The sequence below is a fragment of the Bradyrhizobium sp. ORS 285 genome (genome assembly GCF_900176205.1).
Taxonomy (GTDB): domain Bacteria; phylum Pseudomonadota; class Alphaproteobacteria; order Rhizobiales; family Xanthobacteraceae; genus Bradyrhizobium.
The window spans coordinates 2,717,743-2,741,522 of record NZ_LT859959.1 but is presented as its reverse complement, the minus strand read 5'-3'; the positions used below and the strand labels follow the sequence as shown (position 1 = coordinate 2,741,522).

The following is a 23,780-nucleotide window of genomic DNA, read 5'->3' as shown; positions in this document are numbered from 1 at the left end:
GGCTCGGCTTTATCATCTGCGAGAGTCGACCGCCAGCATTCTCGCGACACGGTGCCGCACCGGCAGCCGAGCCGGCCATGCTGAGCAACAAGCGAGGTTGCGACCGGCCGCTGGCCCCAGACAAGGTCAGCAAGCTTACCCCAGAATGACGCGCGCCGAAGGCAAGCCTAGTCCTCGTCGTCCTCGACCTTGTCGAAGAACGAGTAGCGCAGGCTGTCCGCGTCGGCGTACCACTGGCCCGGGCCCTTATTGGCGGCCAGAGTTGCGGCCCACACCTCGTCGGTGCAGTCGCGGCGGTGCATCGCCAGATCGAAGCCGTTGCCGAAGAACAGCTCGGACCATTCCCACCAGGTGCCGAGCTTCTTGACGCCGCGCAGCAGGTCGTAGCGGTCGACAAGCGCCGGCGCCATGTCCGAGGTGATCGAGCCGAACACCAGCCCGGTCTTGACCACGCGGTTGAGCTCGCGAATCGCGCGCACGACCTGCTTGTCGCCGAGATGGCACAGGCTGGTCTCAAACACGAAGTCGAATTCCCCGGTCTTGAACGGCAGGTCCGCGATCGAGCCGAGTTTGTTGTACTTCTTGAGCGCCTTCGGCGTCTTGCCGTGGATGTAGCGGTTGTTCTCGATACCCCAGGCATCGATGCCGCGCTCGCGCAGCGCGCCGACCAGTTCGCCGCTCGCGGAGCCGGCCACCAGCAGCTTGTAGCCTTTGCCCTTGCTCTTGTTCCAGACGATCTTGATCAGGCCGAGCAGATAGTCCGGATCGGTGAAGTGCGACCAGGCTTCGGCATACGGCCCCTGCCCGCGATAATTGTCGAAATAGTCGCGATCGATCTTGTCGGAGAGCGGCGTCTCCGCCTGCGACTTGGCGCGGCGCAGCCGCATCATCTCGGTGAGGATGATGTCGGTCGCGGCATCCGAGGAATCGAGCAGGCCGTTGAGCGTCGAATCGAACAGATAGTCGCCGACGACCACGATCCCCGGATGCTCCTTCGGCTCGGGGCGGTGATTGGTCATGACGTCGCGCACCGGCAGGCCGCCGGGCAGCGCGTTGACCGACGACAGCCAGCGGTGGATCTTGCCTTCCATGAAATGCGCGCTGGAATCGCCGAGCGCCGCCGGCAGCGACTTCAGCGCGGCATCGATCAGCTCCTGGTCGGAGAGGTTGGCGAACGCCAACGCGTCGGAACCGGCGATCAGCCAGTTCAGCACGCCATGTTTGCCGACGTCGTGGCGCGAGCCCTCGTTGTAGATGCAGCAGCCGCCGAACGCCTCCGACATGAACCAGGAGCCCGGGATCTTGTCGCCCCAGAACGGCGAATCAAACAGGATCGAGACGCGCAGATAGTGCGCGGGACGATCGAAATAGGCGACGTGCTTGACCATCGACTTGCGCAGCTTCTCGCCCTCCCAGCCGACCGTCGACAGCCAGGAATGCGGCAGGCACACCAGCACGAGATCGAACTCGCGCGTCTCCGGCCCCTTGCCGTTCATCATGTTGAGGCGATAGCGGCCCTGCTCGGTCTTGCCGATGCGCAGCACACGGTGGTTGAGCTGGATGTCGGCGTCGACCTCGGAGCGCAGGCACTCGATCAGCTGCTCATTGCCGTTCTGGATCGAATACAGACCGATGTAGTCGTCGATATCCATCACGAAGTTCTTGAGCGCGTTGAGGCCATTGGTGTTGTGGGCCTCGGTGGCGATGTCGGAGCGCGACATCACCTTGAAGAAGCGCTTGGCGGTCGGATCCTCGACCTCCTCGTCGAGCAGCTCCTCGCAGGTCTTGTAGGCCCAGGGGTGCTCGTTATCGTGGGCGCCGACGCCCTCGTAATATTCGACCGGCGACATCACCTCGGAGCAGCGCTTGCGAAACGCCTCGACCGCCGCGGCGGTCTTCGGCCCGTATTTGCGGCGAAGTCCCGGAACGTCGTCGAGCAGTTCGCCGTCGAGCTGCACCTGCAAGGCGTCCATCGGAATCGTCTGCAGGCCGAAATGCTGGATCAGCTCGCGCAAGGGATCGGGGCCGGTCATCGAGTAGTCGTAGATCTCGGCGACGCCGGCTTCGTACATGGCCGGCGCCGTGTCGAACTTGCGCGTGACGATCTTGCCGCCGAGCCGGTCGGATGCTTCGAAGATGGTCACCTTGCAGAGATCGCCGAGCTTCCGCCGCAAATACCAGGCGCTCATCAGGCCGCCCGGACCGCCACCAACAATCGCAAGGTCAAGCATCGAAGTTCCGCCATCTCCGGCTGTCTGCGACAGCGCCGGTCGTCCGTGTTTCGGGTCTGCCACCCTTGGGGCTCGATCGGCCATAGCCTACCCGGCCCGCACAGGGTTTGCGCCCGAGCAAATCGGCGCATCGCCACGCGCGGTGGACGGACATCAGCTCAGCGGATCTGATGCTCCCAGAAGCGCCTTTGTGCCTGAAGGGAAGATGAACAACGGGGCAGCAGCGCGGCAACAGGAGAAAATCTTGTCAAAAAAAGGCCGGCAAGCGCCGGCCTTTTCTATATCAGATGAACGAGCGGCAGAACCTGACACCGTCAGGCCCTGCCGCAACGCTGTGTTTACTCTGCGGGCGGCAGTGCCAGCGGCTGCGGCTCGGGCTGCGCCGGCACGATCGCCGCCTGCTTCTCGCGCTCGTCGAGAATCAGCTTGTCGCGCTTGAGAGCGACCTCGCGGATGCGGGCCATGGAGGCGCCGGTGCCGGCCGGAATCAGGCGGCCGACGATGACGTTCTCCTTGAGACCCTCGAGCGGATCGATCTTGCCGTTGACCGCCGCCTCGGTGAGGACGCGGGTGGTCTCCTGGAACGAGGCCGCCGAGAAGAACGACCGCGTCTGCAGGCTCGCCTTGGTGATGCCGAGCAGAACCGGATTGCCGGTGGCGGGCTTCTTGCCCTCCTCCTGCGCCTTCAGGTTCAGCGCGTCGAACTCGATCTTGTCGACCTGCTCGCCCGAGATCATGTCGGTGTCGCCCTGATCGGTGACCTCGATCTTCTGCAGCATCTGACGGACAATCACCTCGATGTGCTTGTCGTTGATGAGCACGCCCTGGAGCCGGTAGACCTCCTGGATCTCGTTGACCAGATAGGCCGCGAGTTCCTCGATGCCCTTGATCGCCAGGATGTCGTGCGGCGCCGGGTTGCCTTCGACGATGAAGTCACCCTTCTCGACGATGTCGCCATCCTGGAGATGGATGTGCTTGCCCTTCGGGATCAGGTACTCGCGCGCCTCCTCGGTCTTGTCGACCGGCTCGATCGAGATGCGACGCTTGTTCTTGTAGTCGCGGCCGAACCGGATGGTGCCGGCGATCTCAGCGATGATCGCGGCATCCTTCGGCTTGCGCGCTTCGAACAGCTCCGCCACCCGCGGCAGACCGCCGGTGATGTCGCGCGTCTTGGCGCTCTCGGTCGAGATACGCGCCAGGATGTCGCCCGGCTCCACCGTCGCCCCGATGTCGACCGACAGAATCGCGTCGACCGACAGCATGTAGCGGGCGTCACCACCGCGGGCGAGCTTGAGCACCTTGCCGTCCTTGCCCTTGATCACGATCGCCGGACGCAGATCCGCGCCACCGCGCGTTCCACGCCAGTCGATGACCACGCGCTTGGCGATACCGGTGGACTCGTCGAGCGTTTCCGAGATCGACAGACCTTCGGTCAGATCCTCGAACCCGATTGTGCCCTCCGCTTCCGTGAGGATCGGGCGGGTGTAAGGATCCCACTCGGCAATGCGCTGGCCGCGCTTGATCATGTCGCCGTCGTCAACATGCATGCGCGAACCGTACTGGATACGGTGCGTCGCACGCTCGCTGCCGTCGGGGTCGACGATCGTCACGACCATGTTGCGGACCATCGCGATCAGGTGACCTTCGCTGTTGCGAGCGATCGCCTTGTTGCGGATGACCACCTTGCCCTCGAAGTTCGATTCGACGAAGGACTGCTCGTTCAGCTGCGCCGCGCCGCCGATGTGGAAGGTGCGCATCGTCAGCTGGGTGCCGGGCTCACCGATCGACTGCGCGGCGATGACGCCGACAGCCTCACCGTGGTTGACCGGCGTACCGCGCGCGAGATCGCGGCCGTAGCACATCTTGCAGATGCCGTTGACCAGCTCGCAAGTCAGCGCCGAGCGGATCTTCACCTCCTGCACGCCAGCCTGCTGGATGGCGTCGATGTGGCTCTCCTCCATCAAGGTGCCGGCCTTGACCAGCACGGCGTTGGTGGCGGGATCGCGCACGTCGTCGCAGGGCACGCGGCCCAGGATGCGCGAGCCGAGCGACGCCACCAGCGTGCCGGCGTCGACGATCGCACGCATCTTGATGCCGAGATGGGTGCCGCAATCGTCCTGCGTGATGATGCAGTCCTGCGCGACGTCCACCAGACGGCGGGTGAGGTAACCCGAGTTCGCGGTCTTCAACGCGGTGTCCGCGAGACCCTTGCGGGCGCCGTGGGTCGAGTTGAAGTACTCGAGAACCGAGAGGCCTTCCTTGAAGTTCGAGATGATCGGCGTCTCGATGATCTCACCCGACGGCTTGGCCATCAGGCCGCGCATGCCGGCGAGCTGACGCATCTGGGCCGGCGAACCACGCGCACCGGAGTGCGACATCATGTAGATCGAGTTGATGTCGGCATCCGCCCCCGTCGCCGTCTTCTTGGTGACGGAGATCTCCTTCATCATCTCCTTGGCGATCTCTTCCGAGGCCTTCGACCAGGCGTCCACGACCTTGTTGTACTTCTCGCCATGGGTGATCAGACCGTCATTGTACTGCTGCTCGAAATCCTTCGCCAGCGTACGGGTGGTGTCGACGATCTTCCACTTGCCGGCCGGCACGACCATGTCGTCCTTGCCGAACGAGATGCCCGCCTTGAAGGCGTTGTAGAAGCCGAGCGCCATGATGCGGTCGCAGAAGATCACCGTCTCCTTCTGACCGCAGTGACGGTAGACCTGATCGATGACGCCCGAGATTTCGCGCTTGGTCATCAGCTTGTTGATGACCTCGAAGGTCACGCGCGGATGCTTCGGCAAGAGGTTGCCGAGCATGACGCGGCCCGCGGTGGTCTCGATCCAGCGCTTGGCGATCTTGCCTTCCTCGTTCATCCCCTCCCAGCGGTACTTGATCTTGCTGTGGAGATGGATGGCCTTGGCGTGCAGCGCGTGCTCGAGCTCGGCCATGTTGCCGAACGTCATGCCCTGGCCGGGCATGCCTTCGCGCATGATCGAGACGTAGTAGAGACCGAGCACGATGTCCTGCGACGGCACGATGATCGGCTGGCCGTTCGCGGGATGCAGGATGTTGTTGGTCGACATCATCAGGACGCGCGCTTCCAGCTGCGCTTCGAGCGACAGCGGAACGTGCACGGCCATCTGGTCGCCGTCGAAGTCGGCGTTGAAGGCCGAGCAGACCAGCGGATGCAGCTGGATCGCCTTGCCCTCGATCAGCACCGGCTCGAACGCCTGAATGCCGAGACGATGCAGCGTCGGCGCGCGGTTCAGCAGCACCGGATGCTCGCGGATGACCTCGTCCAGGATGTCCCAGACCTCCGGACGCTCCTTCTCGACCAGCTTCTTGGCCTGCTTGACCGTGGTCGACAGACCCTTGGCGTCGAGCCGCGAGTAGATGAACGGCTTGAACAGCTCGAGCGCCATCTTCTTCGGCAGGCCGCACTGATGCAGGCGCAGCTCGGGACCGACCACGATGACCGAACGGCCGGAATAGTCGACGCGCTTGCCGAGCAGGTTCTGACGGAAGCGGCCCTGCTTGCCCTTGAGCATGTCGGCGAGCGACTTCAGCGGACGCTTGTTGGCGCCGGTGATGACGCGGCCGCGGCGGCCGTTGTCGAACAGCGCATCCACCGCTTCCTGAAGCATGCGCTTCTCGTTGCGGATGATGATGTCAGGCGCGCGCAGCTCCATCAGCCGCTTCAGGCGGTTGTTGCGGTTGATGACGCGGCGATAGAGGTCGTTGAGGTCGGAGGTCGCGAAGCGGCCGCCATCGAGCGGCACCAGCGGCCGCAGATCCGGCGGGATCACCGGAACGACGGTCATGATCATCCATTCCGGCTTGTTGCCGGAGTGGCGGAAGGCCTCGACGATCTTCAGGCGCTTGGCGAGCTTCTTGTGCTTGATGTCGGAGTCGGTCTCCTGCATCTCGGCACGCAGCGTCTGCTCGAGCTTCTCGAGCTCGAGGCCGCGCAGCAGCTCACGGATGGCCTCGGCGCCGATCATGGCGGTGAAGCTGTCCTGGCCGTATTCGTCCTGCGCCTTGAGGTACTCGTCCTCGGACAGCAGCTGACGGTCCTTGAGCGCGGTGAGACCGGGCTCGAGGACGACGTAATATTCGAAGTACAGGATCCGCTCGAGATCCTTCAGCGTCATGTCCAGCAGCAGGCCGATGCGCGACGGCAGCGACTTCAGGAACCAGATGTGCGCGACGGGAGCGGCGAGCTCAATGTGGCCCATGCGCTCGCGCCGGACGCGCGACAACGTCACCTCGACCGAGCACTTCTCGCAGATGATGCCCTTGTACTTCATCCGCTTGTACTTGCCGCACAAGCACTCGTAGTCCTTGATCGGCCCGAAGATGCGGGCGCAGAACAGGCCGTCGCGCTCCGGCTTGAAGGTGCGGTAGTTGATCGTTTCCGGCTTCTTGATCTCGCCGTAGGACCAGGACAGAATCTTTTCCGGCGACGCGATCGAGATCCGGATCTGGTCGAAGACCTGAGCCGGCGTCGTCGGGTTGAAGAGATTCATAATTTCTTGGTTCATCGTATTCTCCTCGCGGACCGATCGGGGGTCGGCCGCAAATTCGAAAATCTCTTTTAAGAGGGCGCCCTGCCCCGACCCGCGGGAGGAAGGCGCCGGCACCCGGCCGCTACAGGCGGCCGGGCCAGATCTCTTGAACTACTCGGCGGCTTCCGACGTCGGCGCCGGTCCGAGCTTGGAGTTGTGCAGGTCGACGTTGAGGCCGAGCGAGCGCATTTCCTTGACCAGCACGTTGAACGATTCCGGAATACCGGCCTCGAACGTGTCGTCGCCGCGCACGATGGCTTCGTAGACCTTGGTGCGGCCGGCGACGTCGTCCGACTTCACCGTCAGCATCTCCTGCAGCGTGTAGGCCGCGCCGTAAGCTTCGAGCGCCCACACCTCCATTTCGCCGAAGCGCTGGCCGCCGAACTGCGCCTTGCCGCCCAGCGGCTGCTGGGTGACCAGCGAGTACGGGCCGATCGAACGCGCGTGGATCTTGTCGTCGACCAGATGGTGCAGCTTCAGCATGTAGATGTAGCCGACGGTCACCTTACGATCGAACGGGTCGCCGGTGCGGCCGTCATAGACGGTCGACTGGCCCGAAGCGTCCATGCCGGCGAGCTTCAGCATCTCCTCGATGTCGGACTCCTTGGCGCCGTCGAACACCGGAGTGGCGATCGGCACGCCACGGCTCAGATTGTGACCCAGCTCAATCAGCTCATTGTCGTTGAGCGTCTTGATGGTCTCGTCCTCGCCGTAGATCCGCTTCAGCGTTTCCTTCAGCGGCTTGATGTCCTGCTTCGACAGATACGCATCCACCGTCTGCGCGATGCGCCGGCCGAGGCCCGCGCAGGCCCAGCCGAGATGGGTCTCGAGGATCTGCCCGACGTTCATGCGCGAGGGCACGCCCAGCGGGTTCAGCACGATGTCCGCATGCGTGCCGTCCTCGAGGAACGGCATGTCCTCGATCGGCACGATCTTGGAGACGACGCCCTTGTTGCCGTGACGGCCGGCCATCTTGTCGCCCGGCTGGATCTTGCGCTTCACGGCGACGAAGACCTTGACCATCTTCATCACGCCCGGCGGCAGCTCGTCGCCACGCTGCAGCTTCTCGACCTTGTCGAGGAAGCGCTGTTCCAGCCCCTTCTTCGACTCGTCGTACTGCTTCCGCATGGCCTCGATCTCGGCCATCAGCTTGTCGTTCGGCGAAGCGAACATCCACCACTGCGACTTCGGATACTCGTCGAGCACCGCACGGGTGATCTTGGTATCCTTCTTGAAGCCCTTCGGACCGGAGATGCCCTGGCGGCCATCCAGCATGTCAGCGAGGCGGCTGTAGACGTTGCGGTCCAGGATCGCCTGCTCGTCGTCGCGGTCCTTGGCCAGACGCTCGATCTCTTCCCGCTCGATCGCCAGCGCACGCTCGTCCTTGTCGACGCCGTGACGGTTGAACACGCGGACCTCGACGATGGTGCCCTGCACGCCCGGCGGCACCCGCAGTGAGGTGTCGCGAACGTCCGAGGCCTTCTCGCCGAAGATGGCGCGGAGCAGCTTCTCTTCCGGCGTCATCGGGCTTTCGCCCTTCGGCGTGATCTTGCCGACCAGGATGTCGCCGGCGCGGACTTCCGCGCCGATATAGACGATGCCGGCTTCGTCGAGGTTCTTCAGCGCCTCTTCCGACACGTTCGGAATGTCGCGCGTGATCTCCTCCGGACCGAGCTTGGTGTCACGGGCCATCACCTCGAATTCCTCGATGTGGATCGAGGTGAAGACATCCTCCTTCACGATTCGCTCGGAGAGCAGGATGGAGTCCTCGAAGTTGTAGCCGTTCCACGGCATGAACGCGACCAGCACGTTACGGCCGAGCGCGAGCTCGCCGAGATCGGTCGACGGACCGTCAGCGATGATGTCGCCCTTCTTGACGATGTCGCCGACCTTCACCAGCGGACGCTGGTTGATGCAGGTCGACTGGTTCGAGCGCTGGTACTTCATCAGCCGGTAGATATCGACGCCCGACTTGGTCGGATCGAGATCTTCCGTGGCGCGGATGACGACGCGGGTGGCGTCGATCTGGTCGATCACGCCCGAGCGGCGCGCCGCGATCGCAGCGCCCGAGTCACGGGCGACCACGCCCTCCATGCCGGTGCCGACGAACGGCGCTTCGGCGCGAACCAGCGGCACCGCCTGGCGCTGCATGTTCGAGCCCATCAGCGCGCGGTTGGCGTCGTCGTTCTCGAGGAACGGGATCAGCGCCGCGGCAACCGAAACCAGCTGCTTCGGCGACACGTCCATGTAGTCGACCTTGTCCGGCGTCATCGGCACGACTTCGCCGGCATGACGGCAGACCACGAGGTCCTCGGTGAAGCGGCCCTTGGCATCGAGCGGCACGTTGGCCTGCGCGACGCGGTAGCGCCCCTCCTCCATGGCGGACAGATACACCACCTCGTCGGTGACGCGGCCGTCCTTGACCTTGCGGTACGGCGTCTCGACGAAGCCATACTTGTTGACGCGGGCGAACGTCGCCAGCGAGTTGATCAGGCCGATGTTCGGACCTTCCGGCGTCTCGATCGGGCAGATGCGGCCGTAATGCGTCGGATGCACGTCGCGCACCTCGAAGCCGGCGCGCTCACGGGTCAGACCGCCCGGTCCAAGCGCCGAGAGGCGGCGCTTGTGGGTGATCTCCGACAGCGGGTTGGTCTGGTCCATGAACTGCGACAGCTGCGACGAGCCGAAGAACTCGCGCACCGCGGCGGCGGCAGGCTTCGCGTTGATCAGGTCCTGCGGCATCACGGTGTCGATGTCGACGCTCGACATGCGCTCCTTGATGGCGCGCTCCATGCGGAGCAGACCGATGCGGTACTGGTTCTCCATGAGCTCACCGACCGAGCGGACGCGGCGGTTGCCGAGATGGTCGATGTCGTCGATCTCGCCCTTGCCGTCGCGCAGGTCGACCAGCGTCTTGATGACCGCCAGAATGTCTTCCTTGCGAAGGGTGCGCTGGGTGTCCGGCGCATCGAGCTCGAGGCGCATGTTCATCTTGACGCGGCCGACCGCGGAGAGGTCATAGCGCTCGGCATCGAAGAACAGCGACTGGAACATCGCCTGCGCGGAATCGAGCGTCGGCGGCTCACCCGGACGCATCACGCGGTAGATGTCGAACAGCGCGTCCTCACGCGTCATGTTCTTGTCGGCCGACAGCGTGTTGCGGATGTAGGGGCCGACATTGACGTGGTCGATGTCGAGCAGCGGCAGGTCCTTGTAGCCCTGCTCGTTCAGCACCTTGAACAGCTTGTCGGTGATCTCCTCGCCGGCCTCGGCGTAGATCTCGCCGGTCTTGGGGTTGACGAGATCCTCGGCGATGTAGTTGCCGAGCAGCTCCTCGTCCGACATGCGCAGCGCCTTCAGCCCCTTCTCCTGGAGCTGACGGGCGGCACGGACGGTGAGCTTCTTGCCGGCCTCGAGCACGACCTTGCCGGTGTCGGCGTCGATCAGGTCGTTGACGGTGGAGTAGCCGCGGAAACGGTTGGCGTCGAACGGAACGCGCCAGCCTTCCTTGATGCGCTTGTAGATCAGCTTCTTGTAGAAGGTCGACAGGATCTGCTCGCCGTCGAGGCCGAGCGCGAACATCAGCGACGTCACCGGCAGCTTGCGGCGACGGTCGATGCGCGCGAACACGATGTCCTTGGCGTCGAACTCGATGTCGAGCCAGGAGCCGCGATACGGAATGACGCGGGCGGCGAACAGCAACTTGCCCGACGAATGGGTCTTGCCCTTGTCGTGGTCGAAGAACACGCCCGGCGAACGGTGCATCTGCGAGACGATGACGCGCTCGGTGCCGTTGACGATGAAGGTGCCGTTCATGGTCATGAGCGGGATGTCGCCCATGTACACGTCCTGCTCCTTGATGTCCTTGACCGACTTGGCGCCGGTTTCCTCGTCGATATCGAACACGATGAGGCGCAGCGTCACCTTGAGCGGCGCGGCGAAGGTCATGCCGCGCTGGCGGCACTCGTCGACGTCATATTTCGGCGGCTCGAACTCGTAGCGGACGAACTCGAGCATCGAGGTGCCTGAGAAGTCGGAGATCGGGAACACCGAGCGGAACACCGCCTGCAGGCCCTCGTCCGGCCGCCCGCCCGTGGGCTCGTCCACCATCAGGAACTGGTCGTAGGACGCCTTCTGAACCTCGATGAGGTTCGGCATCTCCGCGACTTCCTTGATGTGTCCAAAGAACTTGCGAACGCGTTTGCGACCGGTGAATGTCTGCTGCGCCATCGTGGCCTCTCATGTCGTCGCCCGGAGGGGCGATCCTTCCGAAACAGCGGCTGCCACCGCCATCCCGGGTTGAATTTCGATCCATTTCGAAGGTCTGAGGGACAGAGCGCGGAACGAAAACCGTCCCAGATCTGTTCTTCAGACCGCCAAAACGCAAAACGACGCGCGAGGCGCGAGGGCGCACCCGCTCGTCAGAACTAGTTCGTTACGGACTGCAAAAGCCCGAAATTGCCTATCTCCCAACGGCTTACGATAGAGACGCCACTCCATCGCCAAAACCGGCTTTTCGTGCTGCCGACCCAATATGGGTTGACATTAGTCGAGATTCGAGAGCGACGTCCCCAAATCTCCACACTTTTCCGTGTTCGGCCTGCAGCGGACTTCCCCGTTGCACGCCTTTTGCAACGATTCCGGCCGATCCGGATACCCCCGCAAACGTCTTTGTCTTTATGATGACCGGGCAATGTTACCACCCGGTCACCAGATCGTCGGGGAGCGCCCCGCGCTTCGCCATCAGGCCGCGGGACGCTCCAGAGCCAATCGCGCTTACTTGAGCTCGATCTTGGCGCCAGCCTTCTCGAGCTGAGCCTTGATCTTCTCGGCCTCGTCCTTGTTGACGCCTTCCTTGACCGGCTTCGGAGCACCCTCGACCAGGTCCTTGGCTTCCTTCAGGCCCAGGCCGGTGATGGCGCGGACTTCCTTGATGACCTCGATCTTCTTGTCGCCAGCCGAAGCCAGGACAACGGTGAACTCGGTCTTCTCTTCGGCAGCAGCGGCAGCGCCACCGCCAGCAGCGCCCGGAGCGGCAACCGCAACGGCAGCAGCGGCGGACACGCCCCACTTCTCTTCCAGGAGCTTGGCGAGCTCAGCGGCCTCGAGAACGGTGAGGGCCGAGAGGTCGTCGACGATCTTCTGCAGGTCAGCCATTGATGTAGTCCTTTAGTGTGGTTCGGTTCGAAACCAGGTTGTGAGTGTTTGCGAAGGGCGTCAGGCCGCTTCGCCCTTTGAGGCATGAGCCTGAATGACGCGCGCGACCTTGGCCGCGGGAGCGTTGGCGAGCTGAGCCAGCTTGGTCGCCGGAGCCTGGATCAGGCCGACGAGCTTGCCGCGCAGTTCGTCCAGCGACGGCAGCGAGGCCAGGGCCTTCACGCTGTCGACATTCAGGACGGTTGAGCCCATCGAGCCGCCGAGGATGACGAACTTTTCGTTCGCCTTGGCGAATTCGATGGCAACCTTGGGCGCCGCGACTGGATCGTTCGAGGTTGCGATCACGGTCGGCCCCTTCAACAGGGAACCGATGCCGACGACGTCCGTGCCTTCAAGAGCAATTTTGGCGAGACGGTTCTTCGAGACCTTCACCGACGCGCCAGCCTGCTTCATCTGCATGCGCAGCTTCTGCATCTGGGCCACGGTGAGGCCGGAATAGTGAGCGACGACCGCGACGCCCGTGGTCTTGAAGACCTCGTGCAGTTCTTCGACCGCCTCTTTTTTTGCCGCTCGTTCCACAGCAAGCTCTCTCCGGTTGGCGGCCTTCGCCCGAAAGCGGGACCGCCGGGTTAAACCCGCCGCCCCGCCAAACCTGACCTCCGGACGTAAGAACCCGAGGACACACAAGGCGAAACGGCGATGAATAGCCTGCCCTTCCGAAGGCCCCAAAAGAGCCCGCGGAGTGTCGAGGTTCGAACCAAACCTGCATGCCACCACGACGACGCGCAGAGGACATGCCGAAATCCGGTCTTCACCCGTCTATGCAGGCTGAATGATTAAGCCATTGAGGAAACTGTGTTTCCGCACCGGCACCTGCAGTCTCGGACAGGATTCGAGGCGATCGGCGGACCGACCTCCCCTGCGGCATTTCGAGAGCAGAAAGATCCTTCTTCCTTCCGAGAAATCCAAACGGATATCCTCAAAAGGAATGCTGGTCCTCTCCACGTCTTTCGGAATGCGCGCACGGGCGCGCCAGCAAAAGCCAGCCCGCCCGGAAGTCGGTTCTTTAACGGGTCGATGACGACTTGCCAAGACCCCCATCAGCAAAAATCGCACCAATTTGGAGGTGCGACGGCCGCCGGCCGAAGGTCCTTAAAGTCGTTTATGAGCCTGCCGAGGACGCCGATACCGCATAAGGCAACCTCTTCCCCGCGAAGAACGCCGCGAGATTGGCCACCACGCAGGCCTGCATCGCAACGTGCGACTCACGGGTGTTACCGCCGATATGGGGCGTCACCACGACATTCGGAAGTGCCGTCAGTTCATCCGGTGCATGAGGTTCGGTCTCGAACACATCCAGGCCCGCGCCGGCGATGGTGCCGTCCTTGAGCGCCGTCAGCAGCGCACGCTCATCAATGACCGAACCGCGCGAGATGTTGACGATGTGGCCGTCGGGACCGAGCTTCTTGAGCAGATCGGCGTTGACGACGTGGGTCGTCTCGGCGCCGGCGCGGACGGCGATCATCAGCACGGTGCACCATTCGGCCAGCGCATCGAGGCTCGGGAAGTACTGGTAAGGCAGGTCGTCATAGCGGGTGCGATTGAAATAGCCGACCTCGGTCTCGAACGCCGCGACCCGAGCGGCGATCTTGCGGCCGATCTCGCCCATGCCGTAGACGCCGACCTTGCAACCGGCCAAGCTCGCCGGCGGCTTCATTAGCGGCGATGGCTTGGATCCGGCCCAACCGCCATCGCGGACATAGGTATCGGCGACGACCAGCCGCCGCGTGCTCGCCAGCATCAGCATCACCGCGACATCGGCGACCGCCGCGGCATTGGCCCCCGGGCTGTGGCCAACCGCAATGTTGCGCGCCGCCGCCGCCTTCAGATCGACGCCATCATAGCCGGTGCCGTAGCAGACGATCGCCCCCAGCGCCGGCAGCCGGTCCATCTCGGCCGCGCCCAACCGCGTGGCGCCGGCCGTGATCAGCGCCCGCACCTGCGCCACCTCTTCCGCCGGAAACACCTCGTGCGCCGGCTTGCCGCCGGTGTCGAGGAGGTCGAAGCGGTCGGCGAAGCGCTGGGTCAGGGATTTGGGGAAGCGGGAATAGATCAGGACCTTGTCGGGCATCGCGGCTGCGGACTCCAAAATGCGAAGGGCGGGATCGTTCAACGATCCCGCCCTTGCTGTCTAACCTATGCGTGGCCGCTTAGGCGAGCACGGTGCCCGGCTCGACCTTGACGCCCGGGCCCATCGTCGAGGACACCGCGACGCGCTGGACGTAGGTGCCCTTGGCGCCTGCCGGTTTGGCCTTCACGACCGCATCCGCCAGCGCCTTGATGTTCTCGACCAGCTTGTCCTCGCCGAACGAGGCCTTGCCGACGCCGGCCTGGATGATGCCCGCCTTCTCGACGCGGAACTCGACCGAGCCGCCCTTGGCACCCTTGACGGCGCCGGCGACGTCCATGGTCACGGTGCCGATCTTCGGGTTCGGCATCATGCCGCGCGGACCGAGCACCTTACCGAGACGGCCGACCAGCGGCATCATGTCGGGGGTGGCGATACAACGATCGAAGTCGATGTTGCCGTTCTGCACCTTCTCGACCAGGTCCTCCGCACCGACCACGTCGGCACCGGCGGCACGGGCTTCGTCGGCCTTGGCACCACGGGCGAACACGCCGACGCGCAGCGTACGGCCAGTGCCGTTCGGCAGCATGACGACGCCACGGACCATCTGGTCGGCGTGACGCGGATCGACGCCGAGGTTGATCGAGACCTCGATGGTCTCGTCGAACTTCGAGACGGCGCGCTCCTTGATCATCTTGATCGCATCAGCAAGCGGGTAGAGCTTGGTGCGGTCGATGCCCTCGCGGGCCTTCTTCAAACGCTTTCCGATAGCCATGGCCGCTTACCCCGCAACTTCCAGACCCATCGAGCGGGCGGAGCCCTCGACCATCTTCATGGCCGACTCGATCGAGTCGCAATTCAGGTCCTTCATCTTCTTCTCGGCGATCTCGCGCACCTGCGCCTTGGTCACCTTGCCGGCCTTGTCGCGACCCGGGGCCTTGGAGCCCGACTGGATCTTGGCGGCCTGCTTGAGGAAGAAGGACATCGGCGGGGTCTTCATCTCGAAGGTGAAGGACCGGTCCGCGTAAATGGTGATGACCACCGGGATCGGGGTGTTCTTCTCTTCCTTCTGGGTCTGCGCGTTGAACGCCTTGCAGAACTCCATGATGTTGAGACCGCGCTGACCGAGCGCGGGGCCGATCGGAGGCGACGGGTTCGCCGCGCCGGCCGGGACCTGAAGCTTCAGGTAACCGGTTACTTTCTTTGCCATTGTGATTCTCCAACGCGTTCGCGTGTTTGCCTGATGCGAACGCACCGCCCTCCGGGCGACAAAACCCGTCGGGCGAGGTTTGGGACCGTGGTCCGGCGCGCTTTATTCCGGCTGGCAAAGCCGGCCGCGCCTCCCACGAACGAAATCGCCCCCCATTGGGGAGCGAAGCGCGCCCGATACACGAGATCGGACGAAAAGGAAAGCCCGGGGACGCCGCAGATGCGGCGGCTTGGCTTAGCCGACCACCTTCTCGACCTGGTTGAACTCCAGCTCGACCGGGGTGGCGCGGCCGAAGATCGACACCGCGACCTTGAGGCGCGAACGCGCCTCGTCGATTTCCTCGACCACGCCGGAGAACGAGGCGAACGGGCCGTCGGCGACGCGGACGTTCTCGCCGATCTCGAACGACACCGACGATTTCGGCCGCTCCACGCCTTCCTGCATCTGGTTCAGGATGCGCATCGCCTCGCCTTCGGAGATCGGCATCGGCTTGTTCTCGGCGCCGAGGAAGCCGGTCACCTTGGGCGTGTTCTTGATCAGGTGAAACGCCTCGTCGGTCAGCTTCATCTTCACCAGCACGTAGCCGGGGAAGAACTTGCGCTCGGCGTTGATCTTGCGGCCTCGGCGCACCTCGGTGACGTTCTCGATCGGCACCAGCACCTGCTCGAACAGCTCCTCGAGATTGCGCTGCTTGGCCTGCTCGCGGATCGACTCCGCGACCTTCTTCTCGAAGTTCGAATAGGCGTGGACGATGTACCAGCGCTTGTCGGACGAATGCGTTGCGGTTGCCATCAGTGGATGCCCAGCACGAGGGTGATGAGATAACGGATGATCTGATCGGCGGCGAAGAAGAACACCGAGGCCAGCGCCACCATCACGAACACCATGATCGTGGTGATGGTGACCTCGCGACGGCTCGGCCACGAGACCTTGGCGGTCTCCGAGCGCACTTCCTGCAGGAATTTGAACGGGCTTGTAGCCATCGTCAGGGGTCCTCGTCCGTCATCGGACGATTGAAGAGTTGACTGGGAAAACCGAACAGCCGACCGCTGCCCACCCTCTTGTCGGAGAGATGAGCCGAAAACCACGGGCTCGCTTGTTCGGGGAGTGAAAAGCCGCGCCGGATATCCGCATGTCGCGGGCCGGCTGCAGGTCCTCGATATCTACTGTCGGACCGGCCTGAGGTCAAGATATGGGCAGGCCGGGCGTCCCCGGTCATATCGGCGGCAAGCCCTCTCTTGTCGGGCCTCGCGCCGGTTTTTTGTGCCGCGGCAGGGCATTTCCGCACGACGGCAGGTTGAGCAGTTGCCGCGACGAAATGCCCGTGGCGAGGCAGTTCCAGCCCTTGCCGCGCCTGCGACGGCCGCTCATGCTCGCGGGCACAAGAATAATCAGGAGGAAACCCATGACCTTTGCCACGGGCAAGGGACTGACGCGCCTTGCCGCCGTCGGCCTCGTTGCCAGCCTTGCCGCCCTCACCCTCACCGCCGCCCCTGCCCGCGCCCAGGCGCCGCTCAAGATCGGCGTGCTCAGCGACTTCTCGTCGGTCTATTCGGACATCGGCGGCCAGGGCAATCTGGAGGCGACCAAGCTCGCGATCGAGGAGTTCGGCGGCACCATGTTCGGCAAGCCGATCGAGGTGATCAGCGCCGATCCGCAGAACAAGGCCGACATCGCCGCCACGATCGTGCGCAAATGGTACGAGAACGAGGCCGTCGACATGGTAATCGACATGCCGACCTCGGCGACCGCGCTGGCCGGCATGGAGATGTCGAAGCAGTTCGAGAAGCTGATGATCGTGACGGACGCCGCAAGCTCCGACATCACCGGCAAATCCTGCTCGCCCTATACCATCCACTGGACCTACGACACCTACGGCAACGCGCACACGGTCGGCCAGGCTATCGTCAAGAACGGCGGCGACACCTGGTTCTTCGTCACCGCGGACTACCTGTTCGGCCATTCGATCGAGCGCGACACCGGCGACGTCGTGCGCGCGGCCGGCGGCAAGGTGGTCGGCAGCGCCCGGCATCCCCTGAACAACCAGGACTTCTCGTCCTTCCTGCTGCAGGCGCAGGCCAGCAAGGCCAAGATCATCGGCATGGCCAATGGCGGCGGCGACACCATCAACACCATCAAGCAGGCGGCGGAGTTCGGCATCGTCGCCGGCGGCCAGAACCTCGCCGGCATCGTGATGTTCATCTCGGACATCCACAGCCTCGGGCTGAAGCTGGCGCAGGGCCTGATCATCACCGAGGCCTATTATTGGGACCTCAACGACCGCACCCGCGCCTTCGGCAAGAAGTTTTTCGATCGGATGAAGCGGATGCCGACCATGAACCAGGCGGCGACCTACAGCGCCACCCTGCACTATCTCAACGCGGTGAAGGCCGCCGGCACCCGCGACACCAAGCCGGTGCTCGCCAAGATGCGCGAAACGCCGGTGCGTGACGCCTTCACCGACAACGGCGTCGTCCGCGCGGACGGCCGCATGGTGCACTCGATGTTCCTGTTCGAGGTGAAGAAGCCCGAGGAATCGAAGGGGCCGTGGGACTATTACAAGGTGCTGGCGGAGGTGCCCGGCGACCAGGCGTTCCGGCCGCTGAAGGACGGCAATTGTCCTTACGTGAAACAATAAGGACCCGCCAAAAAGAGTTCGGGGCTCGCGCATCGCGGGCCCCGGGCAAACTGTCTTCGTCGATTTCGGCTTTAAGTGCTTGATCTCGCTGGCAGCTATCTCGCTGGCAGGAGTGGAGAGGCTCGAACTCCCAACCCCCGGTTTTGGAGACCGGTGCTCTACCAATTGAGCTACACTCCTAGCGAGCCGGGACAGTGTCGCCGGTTCGGGCGCTTTCAAGCATAGACCTCCCCCCCAATGCAAGGGTGCATTGGGGCAAATCGACTGGTCAGACCACAACTTCCGCGCCAGACTTGATGCAAACCGACAACATTGCCCAAGACAATCAAGACAATACTGCCCAAGGGAGAGCCCATGACCCCGTCCCCCGCCCCCAGCATGCCGCTGTCCGCTCTGCGCTCCCTGAGCCCGCCGCTGCCGGATGACCGGCCGGAGGCGCTTGGACTGTCTGCGGCGCGGCTGCAGCGGGCTTCGGACGCATTCAAGCGCGAGGCGGACAAGGGCACCATCCCCGGCGCCACCCTGCTGGTCGGCCGCCGTGGCCGGATCGGCTGGTTCGATGCCATCGGCCGCCAGGCGCCGGACGCGGACACGCCGATGCGCCCTGATTCGCTGTTCCGCATCTTCTCGATGACCAAGCCGATCGTGTCGCTCGGCATCATGATGCTCGCCGAGGACGGCGATCTGCTGCTGTCCGACCCGGTTGCAAAATTCATCCCGGAGTTCGGCGACCAGAAGGTCGGGATCGACAAGGGCGGCAAGCTGGAGCTGGTGCCGGTGGCCCAGCCGATGACGGTGCAGGACCTGCTGCGCCACACCTCGGGTCTCGCCTACGAGCACACCGGCACCGGGCCGGTGCACCAGCTCTACCAGCAGTCGCGGGTGCGCAGCCGCAAGATCACCAATGCTGAGCACGCCGCGATCGTGGCCGGCCTGCCGCTGATCTGCCAGCCGGGCGCGGAGTTCAACTACAGCTGCTCGACCGACATCCTCGGCCGGATCATCGAGGTCGTCTCCGGCCAGTCGCTTGGCGTGTTCCTGTCCGAGCGCATCCTCAAGCCGCTCGGCATGAACGAGACCGCGTTCTTCACCAGCGAGGCCAATGCCGGCCGGCTGGCCGAGCCGTTCGCCAAGGACCCGTGGACCGGCGAGGCCGTCAACCTGTTCAAGATGACCGAGCAGCCGGTGATGGAATCCGGCGGCGGCGGGCTCGTGGCGACCACGATGGATTACGCCAGGTTCTGCGCGATGCTGCTCAACAAGGGCAGCCTCGCCGGCACCAGGCTGGTCGGCCGCAAGACGCTCGAGCTGATGGCCTCCGACCATCTCGGCCCGGAGGTGAAGACGGTCGGCACCCTGCTGTCGCCCGGTCACGGCTTCGGCCTCGGCTTCGCCGTCCGCCGCGACGCCGGCATCGCCCCCTTCCCCGGCTCGCCCGGCACCTTCTTCTGGAGCGGCATCGCCGGGACGTTCTTCTGGATCGACCCGAAGGAGGAGCTGTTCTGCGTGTTCATGGCGCAGGCGCCGGGACAGCGCGACTATCTGCGCACGCTGGTCCGCGACGTGGTGTATGCCGCGGTGGAGTGAGGGACGCGCACGCATCATCGTGGCGTAGGGTGGGCAAAGGCGGTTCGCGGCGAAAGCCGCGAAACGACGTGCCCACCGTCCTTCGACGATGGACTGCGGTGGGCACGCCATCACGCGGCTGCGCCGCGTGCTGTCTTTGCCCACCCTACGGAACACGGCGAACCCCTGCCCTCAACTGATCGTCGCGCCGCCGTCGATCACCATGGTCTGGCCGGTCATGAAGTTGCCCGCGGCTGACCCTAGGAACACCGCCGCGCCGGCGATCTCGTCGGGGATGCCGATGCGCAGCAGCGGCGAGCGGGCGGTCGAGGCTTTCAGGTTGTCCGGATTGTCCCACAGCGCCTTGGCGAAGTCGGTCTTGATCAGGCCGGGCGCGATGCAGTTCACGCGCACATTGTGCGGGCCGTATTCGCAGGCGAGATTGCGCGCCAGCTGCATGTCGGCGGCCTTGGAGATCGCGTAGGCGCCGAGGATGGTCGATCCCTTCAGGCCGCCGATCGACGAGACGATGATGATCGAGCCATCCTTGCGCGCGATCATCTGCGGCACGACCATGCTGATCAGCCAGTTGTTGGCGACGATGTTGTTGTCGAGGATCTTGCGGAACTGATCGTCGGAGATGCCGGCCAGCGGCCCGTAATACGGGTTCGACGCGGCGTTGCAGACGAGCACGTCGATCTGGCCGTAGATGCGGTTGGCCTCGTCGACGAGGTTCTGCAGATTTTCCTTGCTTGAGATGTTGGCGGCCACCGCGGCCGCCGTGCCGGCGCCGAAACGCTCGTTGATCTCCTTGGCAACGGCGTCGCAGACATCGGCCTTGCGCGAGGAGATCACCACCTTGGCGCCGTGCTCGGCCATGCGCTCGGCAATGGCGAGCCCGATGCCTCGGGTGGAGCCGGTGATGACGGCCACCTTGCCGGTCATGTCGAACAGGGTCATTGGAGTCCTCCGAGTTATTAGATGTTATTGGTTGGGAAATTCGCACCGCAACGTCGACCTCGCGGTGCTAGTGACTGTGCCCTCTCCCCCAAGGCGAAGCGAAGCTTCGCCAGGGTGGGAGAGGGCATGTAGGACAGCGCAGCACACTCGGTTGGGTGAGGGGTCTCTCTCGACGAATGGAGACCGCGGAAAGAGACCCCTCACCCGGTATGATCGCGCCAGCGCGATCATACCACCCTCTCCCACAAGGGGAGAGGGTGCACCGCCCGTGTGGCGACGCAGGCTGATACACGAAGCATGCGCGGACGCGAATGATACATGGAGCGACCTACCATCCTCACGCCAGCTTGCTCGTCGTGACCTCCGGCCCCGCCGGCTGATGCATCGCGCGGTGCGCGGCATCGGCCATCCACGGCTGCTGATTGACCATCGGCAGGCGCCATGTGCTGGTCTCCCCTGCCACGATGTGATCGAGCCGCGTCACCGAGCAATTGTCGATGTCGAATGCCAGCCCCTTCTCGACGAGGCCGCCGAGCGCCAGGCCGACGGCAGCCTTGATCGTGCCGCCATGTCCCACCGCGATGATATCGCGGCCCGCTTCGGCAGTGGTCACTCGCGCGATGGCAGCAGTGACGCGTGTGTACAGATCCATGTAGCTCTCGCCGCCCGGCGCGGGCTCGTCGATCGCGGCGAACCAGTGGCTGCCGGCCGGACGGCTCGCCAGGAACGCCGCGCGGTTCATGCCCTGCCACTGGCCGAGATGCTGCTCGGCAAAGGCGGCTTCCTTGATCATCGTGGCGGGCTGCGGAAAGCCGGCGGCCCAGATCGCCTCCGCCGTCTGATGCGTGCGCATCAGATTGCTCGCATACCAGACTGCGCTGCGCGGCAGGATTTTCGCGACCGCCTCGAACACCTCGCGATCGGAGGTGTCGCAGGCGATATCCGACTGGCCGTAGATGTTGCCGCCGTCGCTGCGCACCGGCGCGTGGCGCACCCACCACCAGCGCGTGGTGACCACAGAAGGCTTGCTTCCATCACTCGTCATCGCTCACCCTTCCCTCTGCCGGTCTCTCGCTGTACGTGAAGGCATCTGTCGTCTCAAGCCGCTTGGCGATTTCAGCACGTTTGAAACGACGTTTGAATTCCGTTGCGCGGCACGCAACTGATCACAACGACAACAGGAGGAAACATGGGCCGCCTCGAAGGCAAATCCGTCATCATCACCGGCGCCGGCAGCGGTATCGGCCGCGCCGCATCCCTGATGTTCACGAAGGAAGGCGCGCGGCTGATCGCGGTCGATCGCAGCGAGGCCGTCAAGGAGACGGTCGACATGGTCAAGCAGCAAGGCGGCATTGCCGAAGCCGTCATGGCCGACGCCGGCTCCGAGGCTGATGTCTCCGGCTTCATCGATCGCGCGGTCGCGACCTACGGCAAGCTCGACGTCATCTGGGCCAATGCCGGCATCTCCGGCGGGCTGAAGCCGATCGCCGAGCAGACAGTCGATCACTGGCAGGAGATCCTGCGCATCAATTTGATCGGCCCGTTCCTCGCGGTGAAATACGCCATGCCGCACATGATCAGGCAGCAGCGCGGCGCGATCGTCTGCACGGCCTCCGTTGCCGGCCTGAAGTCCGGCGCCTCGGGCCATCCCTACGCGGCGAGCAAGGCCGGCGTCATCAGCCTGGTGCAGACCACCGCCTACTCTCTGTCCGGCACCGGCGTGCGCATCAACGCGGTCTGCCCTGGCCTGATCGAGACCGGCATGACCAAGCCGATCTTCGACGGCGCCAAGGAGCGCGGCACCGAAGGCAAGATCGGCCAGCTCAATCCGCTGAAGCGCGCCGGCCAGCCGCACGAGATCGCCGCCATGGCCCTGTTCCTCGCCAGCGACGAAGCCTCCTACGTCAACGGCCAGGCCTTCCCCGTCGACGGCGGCCTGACGGCCTCGATGCCGTATGCGGGGAAGCCGATTTAACGCTCTGGCCTTTTGCGAGGGCGCCCATCCACCCCCTCCTCTCGCATCCGTCATGGCCGGGCCTGTCCCGGCCATCCACGTCGAGCGGCATGCTCGGAACGACGCGGATGCCCGGGACAAGCCCGGGCATGACGAGCAAGAAGTTAGCGCCATCGCGACACACGAACAGTTGGTGGCAAACAAATCGACATGCGCGCTTATTCCCGCAGCGCATCCACGCCCGAGTGATCCCGAAGTTCGCCGCCCCTCGCAAATCGAAGGGCGCAGGGAAGGCCAGGCGTCGGCTGACGCCTGCGGCCCGCCTGCGAGAAAAAATGCAGGCGGCAGGTACCACAGGTGCAGCCGGACAACGCCCGGCCTTCCCTGCGCGATGGTCTTCACGCTTATACGCAGTCTGCCTGGTGCGCCGGGCTTGTTGGCCACCATGGCCCGCGCGGCGCGCAAGCGCCGTCACGAACGTAGCACCAGCATCGGGGTGCCAGCACGCTGCGACTTCACGTCCGCGCCATGACGTTCGTCCGCGTAGCCAGGCTACGCTGCGACATGATCGCGGCCACCGCTCCCCGCCCCGCGTGTCGTGACGATCGCGCGCAACGCCCCTTCGGTGGGGCGGGATGACAGCATCAAATCATAAATTTCGGAAAAGCGAAAGCTGAATTTTTTCGCGTCGACGAACTGAAGACCGCGATCACTTTGATCGTGCTGGCGAACTTTTTTTCCTCAGGCACGAGGTGGTCAGGAGAGCAAGCCGCGCCATGGAGGTACGCTCGCGAATGGTGCGCTGCTTCCGAAGTCACACACGGATCCAATACCGGTCGGCGTCACGTCGCTGCAAATGGTGATCGGGTTCAAGCGAGAACTCGAGCGCCGGCGAGATTTTTCCGGCCCACATCTTCGAACCGCCCGCTCCGACATGCCGTCGAACCTCGCAAGCGGACCATTCCGGCCTCGCCGAAACGAAGGATGGACACCATGTCGAAGCGATCGAAGCTAGCTTTGCTCACCTGTATCGGCGCCCTGGCAGCCGGCGCAGCCATCACGAGCGCCAGCGCGCGCGAGACCCAGTGGCCGGGCTGTGAGCTCGCCTCCTGGACGGCGTGCGGCACCGACGTCCAGGTGCAGCAATCGCAGCGTCGCCAGAGCCGCGATAGCTCGCCGATCTACATGAAGCAGACTGACCCGCGCTACAGCAGCGCGATGACCGCGGCCGGTGGTGGCGGCGGCGGCGGAGGTGGTGGTGGTGGTGGTGGGCGTTAGCCTACACAGCAGCGGCGACCGGATCGGGCCGTAGGGTGGGCAAAGGCGCTGCCGCGCTCTTTCTTCACAGGCGATCGCGATGGCGCCGTGCCCACC

The 23,780-nt window shown here is 64.3% G+C and carries 16 protein-coding genes and 1 tRNA gene; 4 read left to right on the top strand and 13 right to left on the bottom strand.

The features are described 5' to 3' along the window. Window positions 1–167: 167 nt before the first annotated feature. The 10 genes from BRAD285_RS12350 to secE all read right to left on the bottom strand — a co-directional run bounded on the left by BRAD285_RS12350 (window position 168) and on the right by secE (window position 16,271). Window positions 168–2,231, bottom strand: coding sequence for an FAD-dependent oxidoreductase (locus BRAD285_RS12350; RefSeq protein ID WP_006611831.1), 2,064 nt, complete (start codon window positions 2,229–2,231; stop codon window positions 168–170). A gap of 338 nt (window positions 2,232–2,569) precedes the next feature. Continuing rightward, a complete protein-coding gene (gene rpoC, locus BRAD285_RS12345) occupies window positions 2,570–6,769 on the bottom strand; it encodes a DNA-directed RNA polymerase subunit beta' (RefSeq protein WP_006611830.1) in 4,200 nt (1,399 codons plus the stop codon). A 135-nt stretch (window positions 6,770–6,904) separates the two neighbouring features. After that, window positions 6,905–11,023: a DNA-directed RNA polymerase subunit beta gene (gene rpoB, locus BRAD285_RS12340; RefSeq protein ID WP_006611829.1), complete on the bottom strand. Its 4,119-nt coding sequence runs from the start codon at window positions 11,021–11,023 to the stop codon at window positions 6,905–6,907. 546 nt (window positions 11,024–11,569) lie between these two features. Beyond that, window positions 11,570–11,950, bottom strand: a complete 381-nt coding sequence (rplL, locus tag BRAD285_RS12335) for a 50S ribosomal protein L7/L12 (RefSeq protein ID WP_006611828.1) — start codon at window positions 11,948–11,950, stop codon at window positions 11,570–11,572. Window positions 11,951–12,010: 60 nt separating this feature from the next. After that, window positions 12,011–12,529, bottom strand: coding sequence for a 50S ribosomal protein L10 (gene rplJ / locus BRAD285_RS12330; protein WP_006611827.1), 519 nt, complete (start codon window positions 12,527–12,529; stop codon window positions 12,011–12,013). Between the two features lie 583 nt (window positions 12,530–13,112). Next, entirely contained in the window at window positions 13,113–14,081 is a 969-nt protein-coding gene (locus BRAD285_RS12325) for a 2-hydroxyacid dehydrogenase (RefSeq protein ID WP_035646298.1), read from the bottom strand. 79 nt (window positions 14,082–14,160) lie between these two features. After that, entirely contained in the window at window positions 14,161–14,853 is a 693-nt protein-coding gene (gene rplA / locus BRAD285_RS12320; protein ID WP_006611825.1) for a 50S ribosomal protein L1, read from the bottom strand. A 6-nt stretch (window positions 14,854–14,859) separates the two neighbouring features. Then, window positions 14,860–15,288, bottom strand: coding sequence for a 50S ribosomal protein L11 (gene rplK / locus BRAD285_RS12315; RefSeq protein ID WP_006611824.1), 429 nt, complete (start codon window positions 15,286–15,288; stop codon window positions 14,860–14,862). Between the two features lie 234 nt (window positions 15,289–15,522). Continuing rightward, a complete protein-coding gene (nusG, locus tag BRAD285_RS12310; protein ID WP_006611823.1) occupies window positions 15,523–16,080 on the bottom strand; it encodes a transcription termination/antitermination protein NusG in 558 nt (185 codons plus the stop codon). Next, on the bottom strand, window positions 16,080–16,271 hold the full coding sequence (secE, locus tag BRAD285_RS12305) for a preprotein translocase subunit SecE (RefSeq protein ID WP_006611822.1): 192 nt from the start codon (window positions 16,269–16,271) through the stop codon (window positions 16,080–16,082). The genes nusG and secE overlap by 1 nt, the downstream gene beginning before the upstream one ends. Window positions 16,272–16,693: 422 nt before the next feature. Here secE and BRAD285_RS12300 point away from each other — a divergent pair, with 422 nt between their 5' ends. Further along, window positions 16,694–17,926: an ABC transporter substrate-binding protein gene (locus BRAD285_RS12300; protein WP_006611821.1), complete on the top strand. Its 1,233-nt coding sequence runs from the start codon at window positions 16,694–16,696 to the stop codon at window positions 17,924–17,926. Between the two features lie 104 nt (window positions 17,927–18,030). Here the strand turns inward: BRAD285_RS12300 and BRAD285_RS12295 are convergent. Further along, a tRNA-Trp gene (locus BRAD285_RS12295) sits at window positions 18,031–18,106 on the bottom strand. A 174-nt stretch (window positions 18,107–18,280) separates the two neighbouring features. Here BRAD285_RS12295 and BRAD285_RS12290 point away from each other — a divergent pair. Further along, window positions 18,281–19,513, top strand: coding sequence for a serine hydrolase (locus BRAD285_RS12290; RefSeq protein WP_006611820.1), 1,233 nt, complete (start codon window positions 18,281–18,283; stop codon window positions 19,511–19,513). Between the two features lie 171 nt (window positions 19,514–19,684). Here the strand turns inward: BRAD285_RS12290 and BRAD285_RS12285 are convergent, their stop codons facing one another. After that, window positions 19,685–20,452, bottom strand: coding sequence for an SDR family NAD(P)-dependent oxidoreductase (locus tag BRAD285_RS12285; protein ID WP_006611819.1), 768 nt, complete (start codon window positions 20,450–20,452; stop codon window positions 19,685–19,687). Window positions 20,453–20,789: 337 nt separating this feature from the next. Next, window positions 20,790–21,497 (bottom strand): histidine phosphatase family protein, encoded by a 708-nt coding sequence (locus tag BRAD285_RS12280; protein ID WP_006611818.1) that lies wholly within the window; start codon window positions 21,495–21,497, stop codon window positions 20,790–20,792. Window positions 21,498–21,641: 144 nt separating this feature from the next. On the opposite strand from BRAD285_RS12280, the gene BRAD285_RS12275 reads away from it, so the two are divergent. Together BRAD285_RS12275 and BRAD285_RS12260 are read left to right on the top strand one after the other, a co-directional pair. Continuing rightward, window positions 21,642–22,427: an SDR family NAD(P)-dependent oxidoreductase gene (locus BRAD285_RS12275; RefSeq protein ID WP_006611817.1), complete on the top strand. Its 786-nt coding sequence runs from the start codon at window positions 21,642–21,644 to the stop codon at window positions 22,425–22,427. Between the two features lie 972 nt (window positions 22,428–23,399). Further along, window positions 23,400–23,684, top strand: coding sequence for a hypothetical protein (locus BRAD285_RS12260; protein ID WP_006615652.1), 285 nt, complete (start codon window positions 23,400–23,402; stop codon window positions 23,682–23,684). Window positions 23,685–23,780 lie beyond the last annotated feature (96 nt).